Source organism: Aeromonas sp. sia0103 (assembly GCF_963895295.1).
GTDB lineage: Bacteria > Pseudomonadota > Gammaproteobacteria > Enterobacterales > Aeromonadaceae > Aeromonas > Aeromonas encheleia.
Window position 1 is genome coordinate 134,752 of sequence record NZ_CAWQKG010000044.1, and the last position, 16,900, is coordinate 151,651.

Annotated in this window: 17 protein-coding genes; 8 read left to right on the forward strand and 9 right to left on the reverse strand. The window is 63.7% G+C overall.

The window, feature by feature from the left end; all coding sequences use genetic code 11:
* Positions 1–152 precede the first annotated feature (152 nt).
* The 5 genes from AACW18_RS14600 to AACW18_RS14620 all read left to right on the forward strand — a co-directional run bounded on the left by AACW18_RS14600 (position 153) and on the right by AACW18_RS14620 (position 3,340).
* A complete protein-coding gene (locus AACW18_RS14600) occupies positions 153–1,403 on the forward strand; it encodes an MgtC/SapB family protein (RefSeq protein ID WP_218291610.1) in 1,251 nt (416 codons plus the stop codon).
* A gap of 84 nt (positions 1,404–1,487) precedes the next feature.
* A complete protein-coding gene (locus AACW18_RS14605) occupies positions 1,488–2,078 on the forward strand; it encodes a sugar O-acetyltransferase (protein ID WP_218389071.1) in 591 nt (196 codons plus the stop codon).
* Positions 2,079–2,184: 106 nt separating this feature from the next.
* Complete coding sequence (locus AACW18_RS14610) at positions 2,185–2,526, forward strand: DUF1294 domain-containing protein (protein WP_218291608.1); 342 nt, start codon at positions 2,185–2,187, stop codon at positions 2,524–2,526.
* 102 nt (positions 2,527–2,628) lie between these two features.
* The gene (locus AACW18_RS14615; protein WP_218291607.1) at positions 2,629–2,841 is read left to right on the forward strand and encodes a hypothetical protein; all 213 of its coding nucleotides are present in this window, start codon (positions 2,629–2,631) and stop codon (positions 2,839–2,841) included.
* A gap of 37 nt (positions 2,842–2,878) precedes the next feature.
* Positions 2,879–3,340, forward strand: coding sequence for a GNAT family N-acetyltransferase (locus AACW18_RS14620; protein WP_218389072.1), 462 nt, complete (start codon positions 2,879–2,881; stop codon positions 3,338–3,340).
* Between the two features lie 146 nt (positions 3,341–3,486).
* On the opposite strand, the gene AACW18_RS14625 is transcribed toward AACW18_RS14620, so the two are convergent.
* The 6 genes from AACW18_RS14625 to argC form a co-directional block, all read right to left on the reverse strand.
* Positions 3,487–4,122: an FMN-binding negative transcriptional regulator gene (locus AACW18_RS14625; protein ID WP_218389073.1), complete on the reverse strand. Its 636-nt coding sequence runs from the start codon at positions 4,120–4,122 to the stop codon at positions 3,487–3,489.
* A 145-nt stretch (positions 4,123–4,267) separates the two neighbouring features.
* The gene (gene argH / locus AACW18_RS14630) at positions 4,268–5,650 is read right to left on the reverse strand and encodes an argininosuccinate lyase (RefSeq protein ID WP_218389074.1); all 1,383 of its coding nucleotides are present in this window, start codon (positions 5,648–5,650) and stop codon (positions 4,268–4,270) included.
* A gap of 389 nt (positions 5,651–6,039) precedes the next feature.
* Positions 6,040–7,275, reverse strand: a complete 1,236-nt coding sequence (locus tag AACW18_RS14635) for an argininosuccinate synthase (protein WP_042653098.1) — start codon at positions 7,273–7,275, stop codon at positions 6,040–6,042.
* Between the two features lie 55 nt (positions 7,276–7,330).
* The gene (locus AACW18_RS14640; protein WP_218329376.1) at positions 7,331–8,242 is read right to left on the reverse strand and encodes an ornithine carbamoyltransferase; all 912 of its coding nucleotides are present in this window, start codon (positions 8,240–8,242) and stop codon (positions 7,331–7,333) included.
* Positions 8,243–8,267: 25 nt separating this feature from the next.
* A complete protein-coding gene (gene argB / locus AACW18_RS14645) occupies positions 8,268–9,047 on the reverse strand; it encodes an acetylglutamate kinase (RefSeq protein ID WP_042653100.1) in 780 nt (259 codons plus the stop codon).
* 23 nt (positions 9,048–9,070) lie between these two features.
* A complete protein-coding gene (gene argC / locus AACW18_RS14650) occupies positions 9,071–10,078 on the reverse strand; it encodes an N-acetyl-gamma-glutamyl-phosphate reductase (RefSeq protein WP_218389075.1) in 1,008 nt (335 codons plus the stop codon).
* A gap of 261 nt (positions 10,079–10,339) precedes the next feature.
* Between argC and argE the strand changes: the two genes are divergently transcribed.
* From argE to ybaK, 3 genes are all read left to right on the forward strand, one after another.
* On the forward strand, positions 10,340–11,485 hold the full coding sequence (gene argE, locus AACW18_RS14655; RefSeq protein ID WP_218389076.1) for an acetylornithine deacetylase: 1,146 nt from the start codon (positions 10,340–10,342) through the stop codon (positions 11,483–11,485).
* A gap of 215 nt (positions 11,486–11,700) precedes the next feature.
* Positions 11,701–14,334, forward strand: a complete 2,634-nt coding sequence (gene ppc / locus AACW18_RS14660) for a phosphoenolpyruvate carboxylase (protein WP_218389077.1) — start codon at positions 11,701–11,703, stop codon at positions 14,332–14,334.
* A 252-nt stretch (positions 14,335–14,586) separates the two neighbouring features.
* Positions 14,587–15,051 carry a Cys-tRNA(Pro) deacylase gene (gene ybaK, locus AACW18_RS14665; protein WP_033128898.1) on the forward strand — a complete coding sequence of 155 codons (465 nt, stop codon included), beginning with the start codon at positions 14,587–14,589 and terminating at the stop codon, positions 15,049–15,051.
* 137 nt (positions 15,052–15,188) lie between these two features.
* On the opposite strand, the gene AACW18_RS14670 is transcribed toward ybaK, so the two are convergent.
* Genes AACW18_RS14670 through AACW18_RS14680 form a run of 3 tightly spaced genes read right to left on the reverse strand, consistent with a single transcriptional unit; the run spans position 15,189 to position 16,835 of the window.
* Positions 15,189–15,929 (reverse strand): GNAT family N-acetyltransferase, encoded by a 741-nt coding sequence (locus tag AACW18_RS14670; RefSeq protein WP_218389078.1) that lies wholly within the window; start codon positions 15,927–15,929, stop codon positions 15,189–15,191.
* Positions 15,919–16,356: a rhodanese-like domain-containing protein gene (locus AACW18_RS14675; protein ID WP_218389079.1), complete on the reverse strand. Its 438-nt coding sequence runs from the start codon at positions 16,354–16,356 to the stop codon at positions 15,919–15,921. Before AACW18_RS14675 ends, AACW18_RS14670 begins: the two co-directional genes overlap by 11 nt.
* Complete coding sequence (locus tag AACW18_RS14680) at positions 16,353–16,835, reverse strand: OsmC family protein (RefSeq protein ID WP_218389080.1); 483 nt, start codon at positions 16,833–16,835, stop codon at positions 16,353–16,355. Before AACW18_RS14680 ends, AACW18_RS14675 begins: the two co-directional genes overlap by 4 nt.
* Positions 16,836–16,900: the final 65 nt, after the last annotated feature.

Sequence of the window (16,900 nt, forward strand, 5' to 3'; positions counted from 1 at the left end):
GCAAGGTTTGGTTTTCAGGCGTCCCCCTCGGGTGGCGCCTTTTTTTGCCTGTGGGAAAGCGGCGACCCGCGCGCCCGCTCTGTGAGCCGGCTCCCCCTGCACCGGCGTGGCCTGTGCCATCCTGACATGGACAGCAATGAGAGGAGAGCAGCATGTGGATCGAGGCCGAACCCGTCTACGGCGCCCTGGTGTCACTGGCCATCGGCCTCATCATCGGGCTGGAGCGTGGCTGGCAGGTGCGCCAGCTGGGGGACAACCAGCGCATCGCCGGGATGCGAACCTACGGCCTCATCGGCCTGCTCGGCGGTGTCTGCGCCCTGCTGCTGCCGGGCCTCGGCCCCTGGCTGCCGCTGCTCGGCCTGCTGGCGGTGGTGGCAGGCTGCGGCCTCTCGGTCTGGCTGGCCCAGCGCTGGCAGGGGGAGTTTGGCCTCACCAGCTCGGTGGCCATGGTGCTCACCTACCTGCTGGGGCTGATGTCGGTGCTGCTCAGCCCGCGCGAGGCGGTGGCCTGCGCCGTGCTGGCGGCGCTGCTGATGGGGCTCAAGGGCAAGATCCAGCAGGGCATGCTGTTTTTGAGCGAGGCCGAGTTCCACGCCACCCTGCGCTTCCTGCTCATCTCCCTGGTGCTGCTGCCGGTGCTGCCCGACGTCGAGATGGGCCCCCTCAACGCCTTCAACCCCTTCAAGATCTGGCTGATGGTGGTGGTGATCGCCGGCATCTCCTTCTCGGGCCACTTCGCGGTGCGCCTGCTCGGCACCCGCGCCGGACTGGTGCTCACCAGCATGCTGGCGGGGCTCGCCTCCTCCACCGCCCTCACCCTGCAGTTTGCCCGCCTCAACAAGGCGCAGCCCGGGCTGGAGCGGCTGCTGGCCACCGGCATACTGCTGGCCGGTGCCACCATGTGGCTGCGTTTGCTGGTGCTGGTGCTGCTGATCCACAACGAGCTGGCGCTGCGCCTCGCCCTCCCCCTGCTGCTGCTGGCCGCCACCGTCTACGCCTTCGCCTTCTGGTTCTGGCGCCAGCGCGAGGAGATGAGCGACAGCCCGGTGCAGCCGGAAACCAGCAATCCGCTGGATCTCGCGACCGCCATCAAGTTCGGCCTGCTGCTGGCGCTGATCGGCTTCATGGCCACACTGCTGCAGAGCAGGGTGGGCGACTCCGGGGTCTATTTGCTGGCGCTGGTGTCCGGCATCACCGACGTGGACGCCATCACCCTCTCCCTCTCCCAGCTCGCCCACAAGGATCTGGCGCTGGAGGTGGCGGCTAGAGGCATCCTGCTGGCCGGCCTGGTCAACTCCCTGGTGAAGGGGCTGCTGGCCCTGGTGATAGGAGGGCGCCGGCTGGGGATGCGGGTCATGCTGCCCTACCTGGTCTCGGCGCTGCTGATCCTGCCCCTGCTCTGAGCGGCCAAACCTGGCCAAGGGCTCCTGACGGCCCCCGCCAACAGGGGTATACTGGCGCCTCATGGCACAGGAGGAGAGACGAGCATGGCAAGCGATTGGGACAAGGTACTGGCGGGCGGCGCCCTGGACAGCCAGAGCGAGGAGATAGCGAACGACCGCATTCGCGGCCAGGCCCTGCTGGCCAGCCTCAACGCCACCCCGGCGGGGGATTATGAGACGCGCCAGCGCCTGTGCGGCGAGCTGTTCGGCCAGTGCCCTAGCTCCTGCTGGATAAGCTCCCCCTTCATCTGCGAGTTCGGCCGCAACATCCATCTGGGCGAGAAGACCTTCTTCAACTTCAACGTCACCATACTGGACGTCGGCGAGGTGCACATCGGCAACAACGTGCTGTTGGCCCCGAACGTGCAGATCTACACCGCCACCCACAGCATGAACCACCTGGAACGCCGCAACTGGACCGCCTACAACAAGCCGGTCCATATCGGCGATGACTGCTGGATCGGGGGCGGCGCCATCATCTGCCCCGGCGTCACCATAGGGCCACGCTCCATCATAGGGGCCGGCGCCGTGGTGACTCGCGACATCCCCGCGGATTCGCTGGCCGTGGGTAACCCGGCCAGGGTCATCCGCACCCTGAGCCAGGACGAGCCAAGGGATCCGGAGGCCATCCAATGAACCGACCGAGCGACATCCCCCCACCCGGCTCCCTGGCCGTGGGCAGCCCGGCGCGAGTGATCCGCACCCTCAACCCGGATGAGAGCCGGGATCCGGCGCTGCTGTCATGATGCTGCTGGCCCTGCTGCCCCTGATCTGGACCGCCTGGCTCGGCATTGAGGGGGCCAACTGGTGGCCGCTGGCCCTGGTCACCACCATGAGCCTGCTCACCGCGCTCGCCTACGCCCACGACAAGCGCCAGGCCATCCGTGGCGGCTGGCGCATCCCGGAATCCCGCCTGCACCTGCTGGAGCTGCTCGGCGGCTGGCCCGGTGCCCTGGTCGCCCGTCACTGGCTGCGCCACAAGACCCAGAAGGGCAGTTACCGGCTGGTGTTCTGGTTTATCGTGCTGCTACACCTCACCCTGTGGGGGCTCTGGGTCGGCCGGCCGCTCTGGCAGGGGATCTGAGCGGGCAGCCCCCTGGCAATGCCCGCGCGGGCATTGCCGCCAAGGGATCGCTATGAGACAACAAGGCCAGCGGGTTATCCCGCTCAGCGCAAGGAGGCACTTATGACCCTGTGGACAGGCATAGTCCTGATCGTCTTTATCAGCGTGCTGTTTGGCTACCTCGGCAAACGCGCCCGCTACCAGCTGGGGGATGCCCGCATCACGGATCGCCTCGGCAAGCAGGATCTCGTCATCAAGCAGCTACAGGAGCGGGTCGCCAACCTGGAGGCCATCGTGTTGGAGCAGGAGAAGCTCAAGCCATTCAGGGAGCTTTGAGCCGGGCACCCAGTCTCCGTTATCCAGAGAGGAAACAATGAAAATCCGACGATTCAACATCGGGGATGAAGCCGCGTTATTTAAGGTTTTTTTATCGGCAGTGCATGAAGTTGCATCGGCAGACTACACAGCGGAGCAAATTCAGGCATGGGCACCCGAGGATATTTCCCCGACGCTGTGGGCTGACCATATCAGGACATTACGCCCCTTTGTCGCTGAAATTGATGGTGACATCGCCGGGTATGCTGACGTTCAGCCCAATGGCTATATCGACCACTTTTTCGTGTCTGGCTCTCATGCACGACAAGGGGTCGGCACCCGCTTGATGATGTGCCTTCATGAAGAGGCCAGGTTATTGGGTATTGGCGAACTGACGGCTGATGTGAGCAAGACGGCGGAACCCTTCTTCGCACTGCATGGCTTTCATGTGGAGGAGAGAAGGTATCCAGTCCGCCGCAGCGTCGTGATCCCCAATGCATTGATGCGCAAGAAATTGTAGTCCAGGCAGCCAGCCCCATAGCTGGTCGCGGAATGGAAGCTATGGCGCCAGCCACCTGGCCAATGATGCTCTGAACGGACACACCATCAACAACGGCAACCCATGGGTTGCCGTTTTGCTATCTCTCCACATAGTGGAATTTATCGCTATCGCGGCGAGAGTGGTGACTGTTGCATCGCCGCTGCCAGCGCCGTCTGGCCCTTGGCCTGCAAAGCATCGACGGCCCCCAGCTGGTCGCCCTCCTCCTTGTTCTGACTCAGCTTGAACTTGCCCACCAGCTGGCTGACCTCGATCTCTATGCCCACCACGGCCTGCACCATGGCCTCGATATAGTCTCTCGGCGCATCCGCCATCTTCCAGGGCGCGGGCTCGGCAGCCTCATGGACCCGGGTCAGGCTCGCCAGCAGGCGGCGCACGAAGCGGGCATCATCCCGCACCCGGATACGGCCGTGAGCATGGACCACCGCATAGTTCCAAGTCGGCACCTGCTGGTGATGTTCCTGCTTGCTCGGATACCAGCTGGGGGAGACATAGCCGTCGACCGCCTTGAAGATCACCAGCACCTCGTCCCCCTCCTTGACCTCCTGCCAGAGCGGGTTGTTACGGGCAACGTGGGCACGCAGGACGCCATGTTCCCCCTCCCCGGTATCGAACTCGAACGGCAGATGGTTGGCATCCAGCCCATGCTCGCCATGGGTGACCAGGGCCCCCAACGGATGGGCTCGAACAAGCTGATGCAGCGCCTCGGGATCGGCGGCGGCGAAATGGGATGGCAGGTACATGCAGACTCCTTGTGCTGTGGTGGTGCGTCCGTGCAAGGGCACCAGGCTGGATGCCCATTCTCACCCGTTCGAAGGCGACGCGCGATAGCCCAACGAGGAATAAAAAAGAGGGCCTGGGCCCTCTCTTTCTCATCCAGGTCTGCCGTCAGCTGCGCTTGGCCAGCCAGGCTTCGGCGGTGCCGAGGGCCGCATCCACCAGCTCGCGGGCGACGCCGCCCTTGGCGACCCGCTTGGCCAGGGTCGCTTCCAGCTCCAGGTTGGGATAGACATCCTCGCCGACCACCGGGCTGAAACGCTGGAACTCAGGCAAAGAGAGATCTTCCAGCGGCTTCTTCACCGCGATGGCGTGGACCACCACCTCGCCGACGATATGGTGCGCCTCGCGGAACGGGATCCCCTTGGCCACCAGATAGTCCGCCAGCTCGGTGGCGTTGGCGTAGCCGCCCTGGGCCGCCGCCTTGGTGCGCTCGACGTTCACCTTGAGATCGATCAGCACCAGCGCCGCCATGTCGAGGCAGTCGTGCCAGGTGTCGAGGGCATCGAACAGCCCCTCCTTATCTTCCTGCATGTCCTTGTTGTAGGCCAGCGGCAGCGCCTTGAGGCTCATCAGCATGCCCATCTGGGCACCGACCACCCGGCCGGTCTTGCCACGAATGAGCTCAAGCGCGTCCGGGTTCTTCTTCTGCGGCATCAGGGAGGAGCCGGAGGTGACAGCATCGGACAGCTCGACGAAGCCCGCCTCGCCGGTGTTGTAGAAGATGAGATCCTCGGCGAAGCGCGACAGATGGGTCATGGAGAGGGACGCCACATGCATCAGCTCCACCACGTGATCCCGGTCCGACACCGAATCCAGGCTGTTGCGGGTGGCACCGCTAAAGCCCATGTCCAGCGCCAGCGCCTCGCGGTCGATGGCGTAGGCGGTACCCGCCAGCGCGCCGCAGCCGAGCGGGCTGGTATCGAGCCGCTTGAGGGCATCCTGCAAGCGGCTGTAGTCGCGCTCCAGCATCTCCACATAGGCCAGCGCCCAGTGGGCGAAGGTGACCGGCTGGGCACGCTGCAGATGGGTGTAACCGGGCAGCACGGCGGCCTGGTTGGCACGCGCCGAGGCCACCAGCCCCTGTTGCAGGGCGGTGATGGAGCCGAGCAGCAGCTCACCCTGCGCCTTGCACCAGAGCTTGAGATCGGTGGCGACCTGATCGTTGCGCGAGCGGCCGGTGTGCAGCTTCTTGCCCAGGGTGCCGACGGCATCGATGAGCTTGCCCTCGACCCAGGAGTGGATGTCTTCGGCATCCGAGCTCAGGATCTGCTGGGGATCCTGCTGCACCGAGGCGAGCAGCACTTCCATCGCCTGCTGCAACTGCGCCTGCTCATCGGCGGTCAAGACGCCCACTTTCACCAGCGCCTTGGCCCAGGCCATGGAGCCCTGGATATCCTGCTCCGCCAGCCGGTAATCGAACCGCAGCGAATCGTTGAACTGCTTGAACCTGCTATCGGCTCCCTGACTGAAGCGTCCACCCCAAAGTGCCATACTGCTCTCCTTGAATGCGTTGTCGGTAGGCGCCTGCGCCTGCCGTAATTGAAACCTTGCCCTGTGCTTTCCTGCACATGAGGTCTTAACGTTCTATGTTGGAATCCACGCGGCCATGGCTCTGTTCCCTCTCCCTCTGGGAGAGGGCTAGGGTATGGTTGGCTACCAACCCCTCATCCCCAACCCTTCTCCCACAAGGGGAGAAGGGAGCAAAACACACCAACATCATTCGGAAACTGGCCCTGTTATCTCACAGAAGCAGCCGAGGTGCTGCCGCTCTTGTCACAGCTCACCGGTTATCCCTGTGAGAACCAGGTCGCCGCTTAGCCACTTATAAGTGAGGGGGCCAAGCCCCCTCACCGATTTTCTGCGGCTTGAAACCTCAAGGCTTAGCCGTGGGTGTGGTCACCACCGATCGCCTGCTGTTGCTCCTTCATGGCGCGGATCCGGCTGGCCAGGGTGTAGAGACGGATAAACCCTTCGGCGTGGCTCTGGTCATACACCTCGTCGGCGCCGAAGGTGGCGAAGTCTTCGGAGTAGAGGCTGTTCGGCGACTTCTTCTGCACCGCGCTGACCTGGCCCTTGTACATCTTCAGCACCACTTCACCGTCGAGATCCTCGGCGATGGCGTTGGCGGAGGCGACAATGGCCTTGCACAGCGGAGTGAACCAGCGGCCGTCATAGACCAGGTGAGAGAACTCGGCACCCAGCTTCTCGCGCCAGGCGCGGGTCGGTCTGTCCAGCACCAGCTCTTCCACGGCGCGCAGCGCGGCGACCATGACGGTACCACCCGGGGTCTCGTAGCAGCCACGGGACTTCATGCCCACCATGCGGTTCTCGGTGATGTCGATGCGGCCCACGCCGTGCTTGCCGGCACGCTCGTTCAGGGTGGTCAGGATCTGGTGCGGGGTCAGCGGCTGGTCGTCAACGGCGACCACTTCGCCCTGAGCCACGGTCAGCTTGACGTACTCCGGCTCGTTCGGTGCCTGCTCGGCCGGCACAGTCCACTGCCAGACTGCCTCGGATGGCTCGTTCCAGGTGCTCTCCAGCTCGCCACCCTCGGTGGAGATGTGCCAGGCGTTGGCATCACGGCTGTAGATCTTCTTCAGGGTCGCCTTGCAGGGGATGTCGCGGGCTTCCAGATAGGCCAGCAGATCTTCCCGGGAGCGCATGTCCCACAGACGCCAGGGGGCGATCACCTTCAGCTGGGGTGCCAGGGCGGCCACGGCGCCTTCGAAACGCACCTGATCGTTGCCCTTGCCGGTACAGCCGTGGGAGATGGCGTCGGCGCCTTCCGCCAGGGCCGCTTCCACCATGGCCTTGGCGATGATGGGACGGGCCATGGAGGTGCCCAGCAGGTAGGTGCCCTCGTAGACGGCACCGGTCTTCAGGGTCGGGTAGACGTACTCTTTGACGAACTCTTCGCGCAGGTCCTTGACGATGCACTTGGTGGCGCCGGAGGCGATGGCTTTCTGCTCGATCCCGTCCAGATCGTCACGCTCCTGACCGACGTCGGCGACGAAGGCGATGATCTCCGCATCGTAGTTCTCTTTCAGCCAGGGAATGATGGCCGAGGTATCCAGTCCGCCCGAGTAAGCCAGTACGATCTTGTTGATTCCGCTCATTTACTTCTCTCCATGATGATTCGATAAGGTGTTTGATTCAGGGTCGGTCGCCGGCTTATTTGTGACCCAGCAGGGTCAGCAGCACGGCATTCTGGATATGCATCCGGTTTTCTGCCTCATCCATGATGAGGGAGGCTGGTCCGTCCATGACCTCCGAGGTGATCTCCAGCTCCCGGTGCGCCGGCTGGCAATGCAGCACATGCTGGATGCCGGTGCGGTCGAGCAGGGCCTGGTTGATCTGATAAGGCATGAAGATATCTTTTACCTGCTCCATTGGTGTGCTGTCACCCATGGAGACCCAGGTATCGGTGTAAACCACGTCAAAGCCTTCGATGGCGCCCACGTCATCGCTGATATGGATGTGCGAACCGGACTGGGCCGCCAGCGCCTGGGCCTGCAGGAAGATCTGGGTATCCGGGCCGTGGCCCTTGGGGCAGACCAGGGTCACGTCGGTGCCCAGGGTGGCCCCCAGCAGCAGCAGGGAGTGGCTGACGTTGTTGCCATCGCCGAGGTAGGCGAGCTTCACCTTCGACAGATCCGCATACTGCTCGCTGATGGTCATGAAGTCCGCCAGCCCCTGGCAGGGGTGGTAGAGGTTGCACAGGCTGTTGACCACCGGCACGGAGCCATGTTCGGCCAGCTCGACCAGGGTCTGGTGATCAAACACCCGGGCGACGATGGCATCACACCAGCGCGACAGGTTGGCGGCGAAGTCCTTCACCGATTCCCGTTTGCCGAGCGCGCCGTTCTGTTGATCCAGGTAGACGCTGTGGCCACCGAGGCGGGCGATGCCGATGTCGAAGGTGACCCGGGTGCGCAGGGAGGGTTTCTCGAACAGGGTGACCACGCTCTTGCCCGCCAGCGCCTGGCCGTACTTTTTCGGATCCGCCTTGACCGCCTTGCCCAGCGCGATCAGTGCCAGGATCTGGGATTTGTTCAGATCGCTATCTTTCAGAAGATGTTGCATCGGATGTTCCTTTTTCCGGCCAGGGTTAGAGGGTGACTTGGGTGCCGACCGCACCGCCAGCCAGCAGCTTGAGCAGTTGATCCTGGTAGCGCCAGCTGGCGACGCAGACCGGCTTGCCCAGGGTCTCGGCGGCGTGCAGCGCGGCCTTCACCTTGACCGCCATGCCGTCGCTGATCACCCCCTTCTCCATCAGATCCAGCGCGGTCGCCTTGTTCAGCTGCGGCACCAGCTTGCCCTTGCCATCCAGGATGCCGCTCACGTCGGACAACATCACCAGATCGGCGCCGAGCGCCTCGGCAATCGCCGTGGCCGCCTGATCCGCGTTGACGTTCATCAGCTGGCCGGCGGCGGTGATGCCGATGGAGCTCACCACCGGCAGGAAGCCCTGACCGAGGATGCCCTGCACCAGCGCCGGGTTGCCCGGCTGGCAATCACCCACGGCGCCGAGATCCGGGTCGAGCTGGGTCACCTGGCACAGGCCGCCATCGGCCAGACAGAGCCCCACCGCCGGGATGCCGGTGGCAATGGCCTTGGCCATCATCATCTTGTTGGCGGTCCCCGCCAGGGCGCCGGCGATGAAGGGGATCTGCTCGAAGGGGGTGACCCGCAGGCCGTTCTTCTTGGTGGAAGTCAGCCCCAGGCCCTTGAGCAGGTCGTCCACCAGGCAGCCGCCGCCGTGCACCAGCACCAGGGGCCTATGCTGCTCATCCAAGAAGCTTTTGAGGGTGGCGAACAGGGCGGTCAGCGCCTCGTCATTCTCGATCAGCGCCCCACCTAACTTGATTACCAGCGTCTGCTTGTCCATCTTCTCGATCCTTCCTTAAAGCGTTAAATCAGGCCGGTGGCCGGTTCAAAACCAAACTTGATATTTATGCACTGGATGGCCTGGGAGGCGGCGCCCTTGAGCAGGTTGTCGATGGCACAGACTACCACCAGCATGTTGCCCTGCTGCTGCCAGGCGATGTCGCAATAGGGGGTGCTCGCCACGCCGCGGATGGAGGGCATCTGGCCGGTGAGACGCACCAGCGGCTTGCCCTCATAGGCCTTGAGGAAGGCCTGATCCACCTGGGTCGCCGTCACGCCGTCCGCCAGTTGCACATAGATGGTGGCCAGGATGCCGCGCACATAGTTGCCGAGGTGGGGCTGGAACAGCACCTCCTTGCCCAGGTGGTGGCTGATCTCCGGCTGGTGTCTGTGATTGAAGGTGCCGTAAGGATTCAGGCTCACCTCGCAGAAACTGGTGCTGATGGCGGCCTTGCGACCGGCACCGGAGACCCCGGAGACCGCGTTGATGATGGGCTGCCACCCCTTGGCAATCAGCCCGGCCTGCTGCAGCGGCTTGAGGGCGCACAGGGAGGCGGTCGGGTAGCAACCGGGCACGGCGATCAGCTGGGCGGCTTTGATGGCATCGACATTCCACTCAGCCAGACCGTAGGCGGCCTGATCCAGCCACTGCTCGCTCTGGTGGGTGAAGCCGTAGAAGGAGGCGTAGAACTGCTGATCCCTGACCCGGAACGCGCCGGAGAGATCGAACACCGGCAGCCCCTTGGCCAGGAACTTGGGCGCCAGCTCGGCGCTCACCTCGTGGGCGGTGGCCAGCAGCACCAGATCGGCCTGGGTCAGGATCCGGGTCATGCCGTCATCGTCCAGCGGCAGCAGCGGCTGATCCAGCGCACCGACCCACTGGGGATGGAGGGAAGAGAAACGCTTGTGCGCATCCTGGCTGCCGGCCGACACATAGAGGCCGAACAGCTTGAGTTGTGGATGGTTCTGGACCAGTGCGGCCAGTTCGGCTCCCGCGTAGCCACTGGCACCGACGATAACGGTGTTAAGCATTGTTGAATATTCCAAGTCTGAGTTCGAAGTTCACAGCATGGTGCTGCGGTGCAAGGGGTGAGCTATCGCCCCTTTGATGCAACGAGTGCGGAGGGGCAAATCAGGCGGGTGTGTGTCGTCGGTTATAGATCAGGTGACAGAACATTAACTTTCCCTTACAACTAGAAGCCTTGTTGATGAGTACTCGAAAAGAATATTCATGCACTCACTTTGCATTTGTATTTTCTAACAGAAACATTCCGGGGACGCAAGGAGCAGCTGATGGCCAATCTGGATTTTTTTTCACTTTATAAGAATATTATTGCGATTCCCTCTATCAGCAGCACGGATCCCCACTGGGATCAGAGCAACGAGGCGGTGATCCGGCTGCTGGCCGACTGGTTCGGCCAGCTCGGCTTCCACTGTGAGGTGACGGCGCTGCCGGAGCTGCCCGGCAAGTTCAACCTGGTGGCGACCTATGGCCAGGGGGAAGGGGGTCTGCTGCTGGCGGGCCACACCGATACGGTGCCCTTCGATGAGGGGGGCTGGAGCAAGGATCCCTTCAAGGTGACCGAGGAGGGCAACCGCCTGTATGGGCTCGGCACCATCGACATGAAGGGCTTCTTCGCCTTCATCGTCGAGGCGCTGAAAGAGATCGACCTGACCACCCTCAGCAAGCCGCTGCGCATCCTGGCCACCGCCGACGAGGAGACCACCATGGCGGGCGCCCGCGCCATCGCCGCGGCGGCCGAGCTGAAACCGGACTACGCGGTGATCGGTGAGCCGACCGGGCTGGTGCCCGTGGTGGCCCACAAGGGCCACATGTCCGAGGCGATCCGCATCACGGGCAAGAGCGGTCACAGCTCGGATCCCGCCAACGGGGTCAACGCGCTGGAGATCATGCACCAGGCCATGGGCCAGGTGCTCAGGCTGCAACAGAGCCTGAAGGAGAAGTACGCGGATCATCGCTTCGCGGTACCGCAACCAACCCTCAATCTGGGCTACATACATGGTGGAGACAGCCCTAACCGCATCTGTGGCTGTTGCGAGCTGCACATCGACATGAGGCCCACCCCGCAGGTGGGGCCGGACGAGCTGATGGGCATGCTCAAGGAGGCGCTCGCCCCCATCGAAGTTCATCAGCCGGGCTGCCTGCACCTGCAACACCTGCACGAACCTATCCCCGCCTACGCCTGCGCCGATGATTCCGTGCTGGTGCGCGAGGCCGAGAAGGCGAGCGGCCACGCTGCCGAATCCGTGAACTATTGCACCGAGGCCCCCTTTATCCAGCAATTGGGATGCCAGACAATAGTGATGGGACCCGGCCATATCGCTCAGGCGCACCAACCGGACGAGTATCTGGATCTGTCGTTCGTCAAGCCGACCACGGCGGTGCTGCAGCACCTGATCCGGCGTTTCTGCCTCTGAATCGAGGGGAATGTAAGTAAGTTACATGACATGGCGCCCAGGGACAGGTGAGGGAAATACATGTTCTGAATCGGCCTGTTATTTGACCTTGCGCAGACAATCCGAGTAGATTGTCCCCCTAAGATGACGGAGCATATGTTGTAATCACACAACAATAAGTGAGGCTGCCTCTCACCCCGGAAGGTAAGGAGGCACCAACAAAATAAGGATGTGGAATGAACGAAAAGTACGCCGCGCTACGCGCCAACGTAGGCATGCTGGGCCAACTGCTGGGCAAGTCCATCAAGGATCATCAGGGACAGGCCTTCCTCGACAAGATCGAGACCATTCGTCAACTGGCCAAATCCTCTCGCAAGGGCAATGAGGCAGACCGTGAGTCGCTGCTCGAGACCCTGCGCACCCTCTCCGATGACGAGCTGCTGCCGGTGGCCCGTGCCTTCAGCCAGTTCCTCAATCTGGCCAACGTGGCGGAACAGTTCCACACCATCTCCCGCCGCAGCGAAGAGCAGGAGAGCACCCCGGATCCGCTGGAGCAGATGTTTGCCAAGCTCAAGGCCTCCAACCTGTCGCAGGAGGCCATCATCCAGGCCGTGCGCGAGCTGGATATCGATCTGGTGCTGACCGCCCACCCGACCGAGGTGACCCGTCGCACCCTGATCCACAAGCATGTGCAGCTCAACGACTGCCTGGAAGCGCTGGAACTGTCCGATCTGCTGCCCCGTGAGCGGGACAAGATCCTCAATCGCATCGAACAGCTGGTCAATCAGGCCTGGCACACCAACGAGATCCGCGAACAGCGCCCGACCCCGGTGGACGAGGCCAAGTGGGGCTTCGCCGTGGTGGAAAACAGCCTCTGGCCCGCCATTCCCGAATTCATGCGCACCCTGGACGAGCGTCTGCAGCAGCATCTTGGCGTGCGCCTGCCGCTGGATGCCGCGCCGGTCAAGTTCACCTCCTGGATGGGCGGCGACCGTGACGGCAACCCCTTCGTCACCGCCAAGGTGACCGCCGAGGTGCTGGAGCTGGGCCGCTGGATGGCGGTGAACCTGTTCTACAAAGACATCAAGGAGCTCACCTCCGAGCTCTCCATGTCCGACTGCACCGACGCCCTGCGCGAGCGGGTGGGCGATCAGCCCGAGCCCTACCGCGCCCTGGTGCGCGAGCTGCGCGAACAGCTGCGCGAGACCCAGGAATTCCTCACCGCCAAGGTGCAGGGTCAGGTCAGCGAGAGCCGGGATCTGGTCAAGACCACGGCCCAGCTGCGCGAGCCGCTGGAGCTCTGCTACCACTCCCTGCATGCCTGTGGCATGGGCAACATCGCCGACGGCATGCTGCTGGACGTGCTGCGCAAGCTGGCCTGCTTCGGCATCCATCTGGTCAAGCTCGACATCCGTCAGGACGGCGAGCGCCACGGCCAGGTCTTCTCCGAGCTGACCCGTTACCTCGGCATGGGCGACTACGCCGAGTGGAGCGAAGACGACAAGCAGGCCTTCCTGCTCAATGAGCTGAACTCCCGCCGCCCGCTGATCCCGACCGACTGGGAGCCGAGCGCCGAGACCCGCGAGACCATAGACACCTGTCGGGTCATCGCCGAGCACGACCCCGATGCGTTCGGCATCTACATCATCTCCATGGCCGGCGCCCCCTCCGACGTCCTGGCGGTGCAACTGCTGCTGAAGGAAGCCGGTTGCAAGTTCCGCATGCCGGTGGCGCCGCTGTTCGAGACCCAGGAAGATCTGATGGCGGGCACCGCCGTGATGGAGCGCCTGCTGTCGGTGGACTGGTATCGCGGTTACATCCAGGGTCGCCAGTACATCATGATCGGCTACTCGGATTCCGCCAAGGATGCGGGCATGATGGCCGCCGGCTGGGCCCAGTACGCCGCCATGGAATCCCTGGTGGCGCTGGCCGAGGCCAACAACCTGCGCCTCACCCTGTTCCACGGCCGTGGTGGCACCGTCGGTCGCGGCGGCGCCCCCGCCCATCAGGCGATCCTGTCCCAACCGCCGGGATCCCTGCGCGGTGGCCTGCGGGTGACCGAACAGGGCGAGATGATCCGCTTCAAGTTCGGCCTGCCCAAGGTCGCCATCCACAGCCTGAATCTCTACACCAGCGCCGTGCTGGAAGGGAACCTGCTGCCTCCGCCCAAGCCGAAAGAGAGCTGGCGCGCCGTGATCGAACAGGTGGCCGAGGCCTCCTGCGAACACTACCGCTCCATAGTGCGCGGCCATCCTGACTTCGTGCCCTACTTCCGCGCCGCCACCCCGGAGATGGAGCTCGGCAAGCTGCCGCTCGGCTCCCGTCCCGCCAAGCGCAAGCCCAACGGCGGCGTCGAGAGCCTGCGCGCCATCCCCTGGATCTTCGCCTGGACCCAGAACCGGCTGATGCTGCCGGCCTGGCTCGGCGCCCACAAGGGGCTGCAGCAGGCCATAGATGGCGGCCACAAGAGCGTGCTGGACGAGATGAGCCGCCAGTGGCCCTTCTTCCGCACCCGCCTCGAGATGCTGGAGATGGTGTTCCTCAAGGCCGACCTCTGGCTGGCGGAGTACTACGACACCCGTCTGGTGCCGCAAGAGCTGTGGACCCTCGGCAAGCAGCTGCGTCAGGAGCTCTCCGACTCCATCCAGGTGGTGCTGGAGCTGCGCCCGCAGGGTGACTTGCTCGACGACCAGCCCTGGATCAAGGAGTCCATCAAGCTGCGCAACCCCTACACAGATCCCCTCAACGTGCTGCAGGTCGAACTGCTTGGCCGCTCGCGCAACCACGCCGAGATCCTGCACCCCGAGCTGGATCAGGCGCTGATGGTCACCATCGCCGGTATTGCTGCGGGTATGCGTAATACGGGTTGATTCGGGTTCAATCTCCCAAGCAAAAGGGCGCCAATATGGCGCCCTTTTGATGTCCACGAATTGCCTCGCATGATGTCCGCCCCCCTCTCCGTATCGATTGGCGCAGCATAATCAAATGCTCACTAAGCGATTCAAGCAATTAATGGCCAGCCAAGGCCCAAGTCAGCCCAGCTACGAAAGAGCCCCCGAGCCTTGCATCGCTCCCCTTGCAGGAGCAGACTATTTGGCCTTGCTCAGGCTCGAGGAAATCTGATGACCCCCGCTATCAATCTGCTGAAGAAACTCAAGATCCCCCACAAGCTCTACCCCTACGAGTGCGAGGCCCACGACGATTTCGGCAAGCATGCCGCGACTCAGCTCGGCCTGCCGGAGGCCCAGGTGTTCAAGACCCTGATCGCCCATCACGACAAGCAGGCGGTGGTGGCCATAGTGCCGTCATCGGGCCTGTGCAGCCTGAAGCAGCTCGCCAAGGCGGCGGGGCTGAAGAAGGTGGAGATGATGAAGCCGGCGGAGGCCGAGAAGCTGACCGGTTACAAGGTGGGGGGCATCAGCCCGCTGGCCCAGAAGAAGTTGCTGCCAACCGTGCTGGACGACTCCGCCATGGCGTTTGACGAGATCCTGGTGAGCGGCGGCAAGCGCGGCCTCTCGGTCGGGGTGGCGCCGCAAGACATGCTTCGCCTTCTGAAGTGGATCGCCGCGCCCATCGGTGAACACTAAGGGACGAGCACCATGACTAAGCAGCAGAGTACATAGAAGAGGCCCCGCATCCGGGGCCTCTTTCGTTTTGTCGATCGGCGGGTTCGAGTCACGTCATCGGACCTAGGATATGGTGACCCGACAACCCGCTGCCCGCGTCACTCCCCCTCGGGGTGGCAGGCGGCGGTCAGATCCGAGAGCCGCAGCCGCTGGCGCCCTGCCCCATCGAAGTTGTCATCCGCCAGCCAGCGCTCGAAGCAGCCTTGCAGGGCGGGCCATTCCCCATCGATCACCGAGAACCAGGCGGTATCCCGATTGCGGCCCTTGTCCACCCGCGCCTGACGGAAGGTCCCCTCGTAGCTGAAACCGAGCCGCAGCGCCGCCTGACGCGAGGGCCAGTTGAGATCGTTGCACTTCCACTCGTAGCGGCGGTAGCCGAGCGCGAAGGCATTGGCCATCATCAGCGCCATGGCCGCGGTAGAGAGGCGGGTGCGCTGCATGGCCGGCGAGAAGTGCAGCCAGCCCACCTCTATGCTGCCCGCGGCGGGGTCGATGCGCAGGTAGCTGGCGAGCCCGAGCGCCTTGCCGCTCGCCTCGTCGACAATGGCATAGAACTGGGGATCGGCCTTGGCGGCGACCCCTTGCAGCCAGGCCAGCATGGCCGCCTCATCCGCGAAGGGGCCGCTGGTGAGATAGGTCCACATGGCCCCATCATCGGCGCCGAACGCCTGCCAGAGCGAGGTGCCGTGGCTCTCAGGGTCCAGCGGCTCCAGCCGGCAGCCCCAGCCGCGCATGACCTCCTTGGGGGGAAACTCGGCGCCCGCCCAATCCGCCACCTCGGCCCCCAGGGGTTGATTGAATTCGTTGGTGATGTGAGTCGTCACTCGATTAGCAGCCACAGCTGATCCCCCCCTCTTGCAACACACCGGCCTCGCCGCCGGTGGCGACGGCGAAACCGTCCTGCCGCCACCAGTGCAGGCCACCGATCAGCTCCTTGACCCGAAAGCCCAGCGCCGCCAGCTTATAGGCCCCCTGGGTCGAGCCGTTGCAGCCGATGCCGTCGCAGTAACAGACATAGACCTTGTCTCGCGCCAGCCCGGCCGTGGTGGCAGGACTCATGGTGCTGTGGGGGAAGGAGATGGCCCCCGGGATATGGCCCTTCCCATAGTGATCGAAGGAGCGGGTGTCGATGACGACGATGCCGGGCCCACCGGCCAGCAGATCGACGGCGAGATCGGCCGGATCGGTGCGAAACGCCAGCTGGGCCTCGAAGAAGGCGCTGGCCTCCTGCGGACTGGCCACCCCGGTGCTCAATACATGACTCATACGGACTCCTGATATAGCGCGACGTCTGTGGTGATCTCGGTTCTCACCGAGTTGGCGATGAAACACTGCTCGTGGGCCTGATGGTGCAGCCGCTCCAGCTCGGCCAGGCCAGGCTGGCGCTCCCCGCCAAACTGCACCCTGGGGCGCAGGGTGACCCTGGTGATCGACTGGCGACCCCGCTCGTCCGGCTCCATGAGCCCCCATGCCTGATCCCGATAGCTTTCCACCAGATAGCGCTCCCTGGCCGCCAGCCAGAGGAAGGTCAGCATGTGGCAGCTGGAGAGCGAAGCGACGAAAGCCTCCTCCGGATCGACGTTCTCCGCCACCGAAAAGGGCAAGGGCACCACATGGGGGGAGGAGGAGGCGGGCACCCTGACGCCGCCGTCAAACTCCCACTCATGGGCCCGGCTGTAACGCTGATCGACGAAGGCCTCGCCGGCCTCCCGCTGCCAGCTGATGAGGGCACTGAACTCTGACATCCCGACTCCTTGTGGTGGTTGCACTCCATTCTCTGACCCTCAATGTAGCGTCATAATGGCCTTGC

Excerpts from the sequence above, each read along its gene's own strand:
- AACW18_RS14605 (WP_218389071.1), top strand. The coding sequence starts at position 1,488 with ATGGCAAGCGATTGGGACAAGGTACTGGCGGGCGGCGCCCTGGACAGC.
- argB (WP_042653100.1), bottom strand. The coding sequence starts at position 9,047 with ATGGACAAGCAGACGCTGGTAATCAAGTTAGGTGGGGCGCTGATCGAG.
- argE (WP_218389076.1), top strand. The coding sequence starts at position 10,340 with ATGGCCAATCTGGATTTTTTTTCACTTTATAAGAATATTATTGCGATT.
- AACW18_RS14680 (WP_218389080.1), bottom strand. The coding sequence starts at position 16,835 with ATGTCAGAGTTCAGTGCCCTCATCAGCTGGCAGCGGGAGGCCGGCGAG.
- argH (WP_218389074.1), bottom strand. The coding sequence starts at position 5,650 with ATGGCACTTTGGGGTGGACGCTTCAGTCAGGGAGCCGATAGCAGGTTC.
- argC (WP_218389075.1), bottom strand. The coding sequence starts at position 10,078 with ATGCTTAACACCGTTATCGTCGGTGCCAGTGGCTACGCGGGAGCCGAA.
- AACW18_RS14600 (WP_218291610.1), top strand. The coding sequence starts at position 153 with ATGTGGATCGAGGCCGAACCCGTCTACGGCGCCCTGGTGTCACTGGCC.
- AACW18_RS14635 (WP_042653098.1), bottom strand. The coding sequence starts at position 7,275 with ATGAGCGGAATCAACAAGATCGTACTGGCTTACTCGGGCGGACTGGAT.
- AACW18_RS14615 (WP_218291607.1), top strand. The coding sequence starts at position 2,629 with ATGACCCTGTGGACAGGCATAGTCCTGATCGTCTTTATCAGCGTGCTG.
- ppc (WP_218389077.1), top strand. The coding sequence starts at position 11,701 with ATGAACGAAAAGTACGCCGCGCTACGCGCCAACGTAGGCATGCTGGGC.
- AACW18_RS14625 (WP_218389073.1), bottom strand. The coding sequence starts at position 4,122 with ATGTACCTGCCATCCCATTTCGCCGCCGCCGATCCCGAGGCGCTGCAT.
- ybaK (WP_033128898.1), top strand. The coding sequence starts at position 14,587 with ATGACCCCCGCTATCAATCTGCTGAAGAAACTCAAGATCCCCCACAAG.
- AACW18_RS14620 (WP_218389072.1), top strand. The coding sequence starts at position 2,879 with ATGAAAATCCGACGATTCAACATCGGGGATGAAGCCGCGTTATTTAAG.
- AACW18_RS14610 (WP_218291608.1), top strand. The coding sequence starts at position 2,185 with ATGATGCTGCTGGCCCTGCTGCCCCTGATCTGGACCGCCTGGCTCGGC.
- AACW18_RS14675 (WP_218389079.1), bottom strand. The coding sequence starts at position 16,356 with ATGAGTCATGTATTGAGCACCGGGGTGGCCAGTCCGCAGGAGGCCAGC.
- AACW18_RS14640 (WP_218329376.1), bottom strand. The coding sequence starts at position 8,242 with ATGCAACATCTTCTGAAAGATAGCGATCTGAACAAATCCCAGATCCTG.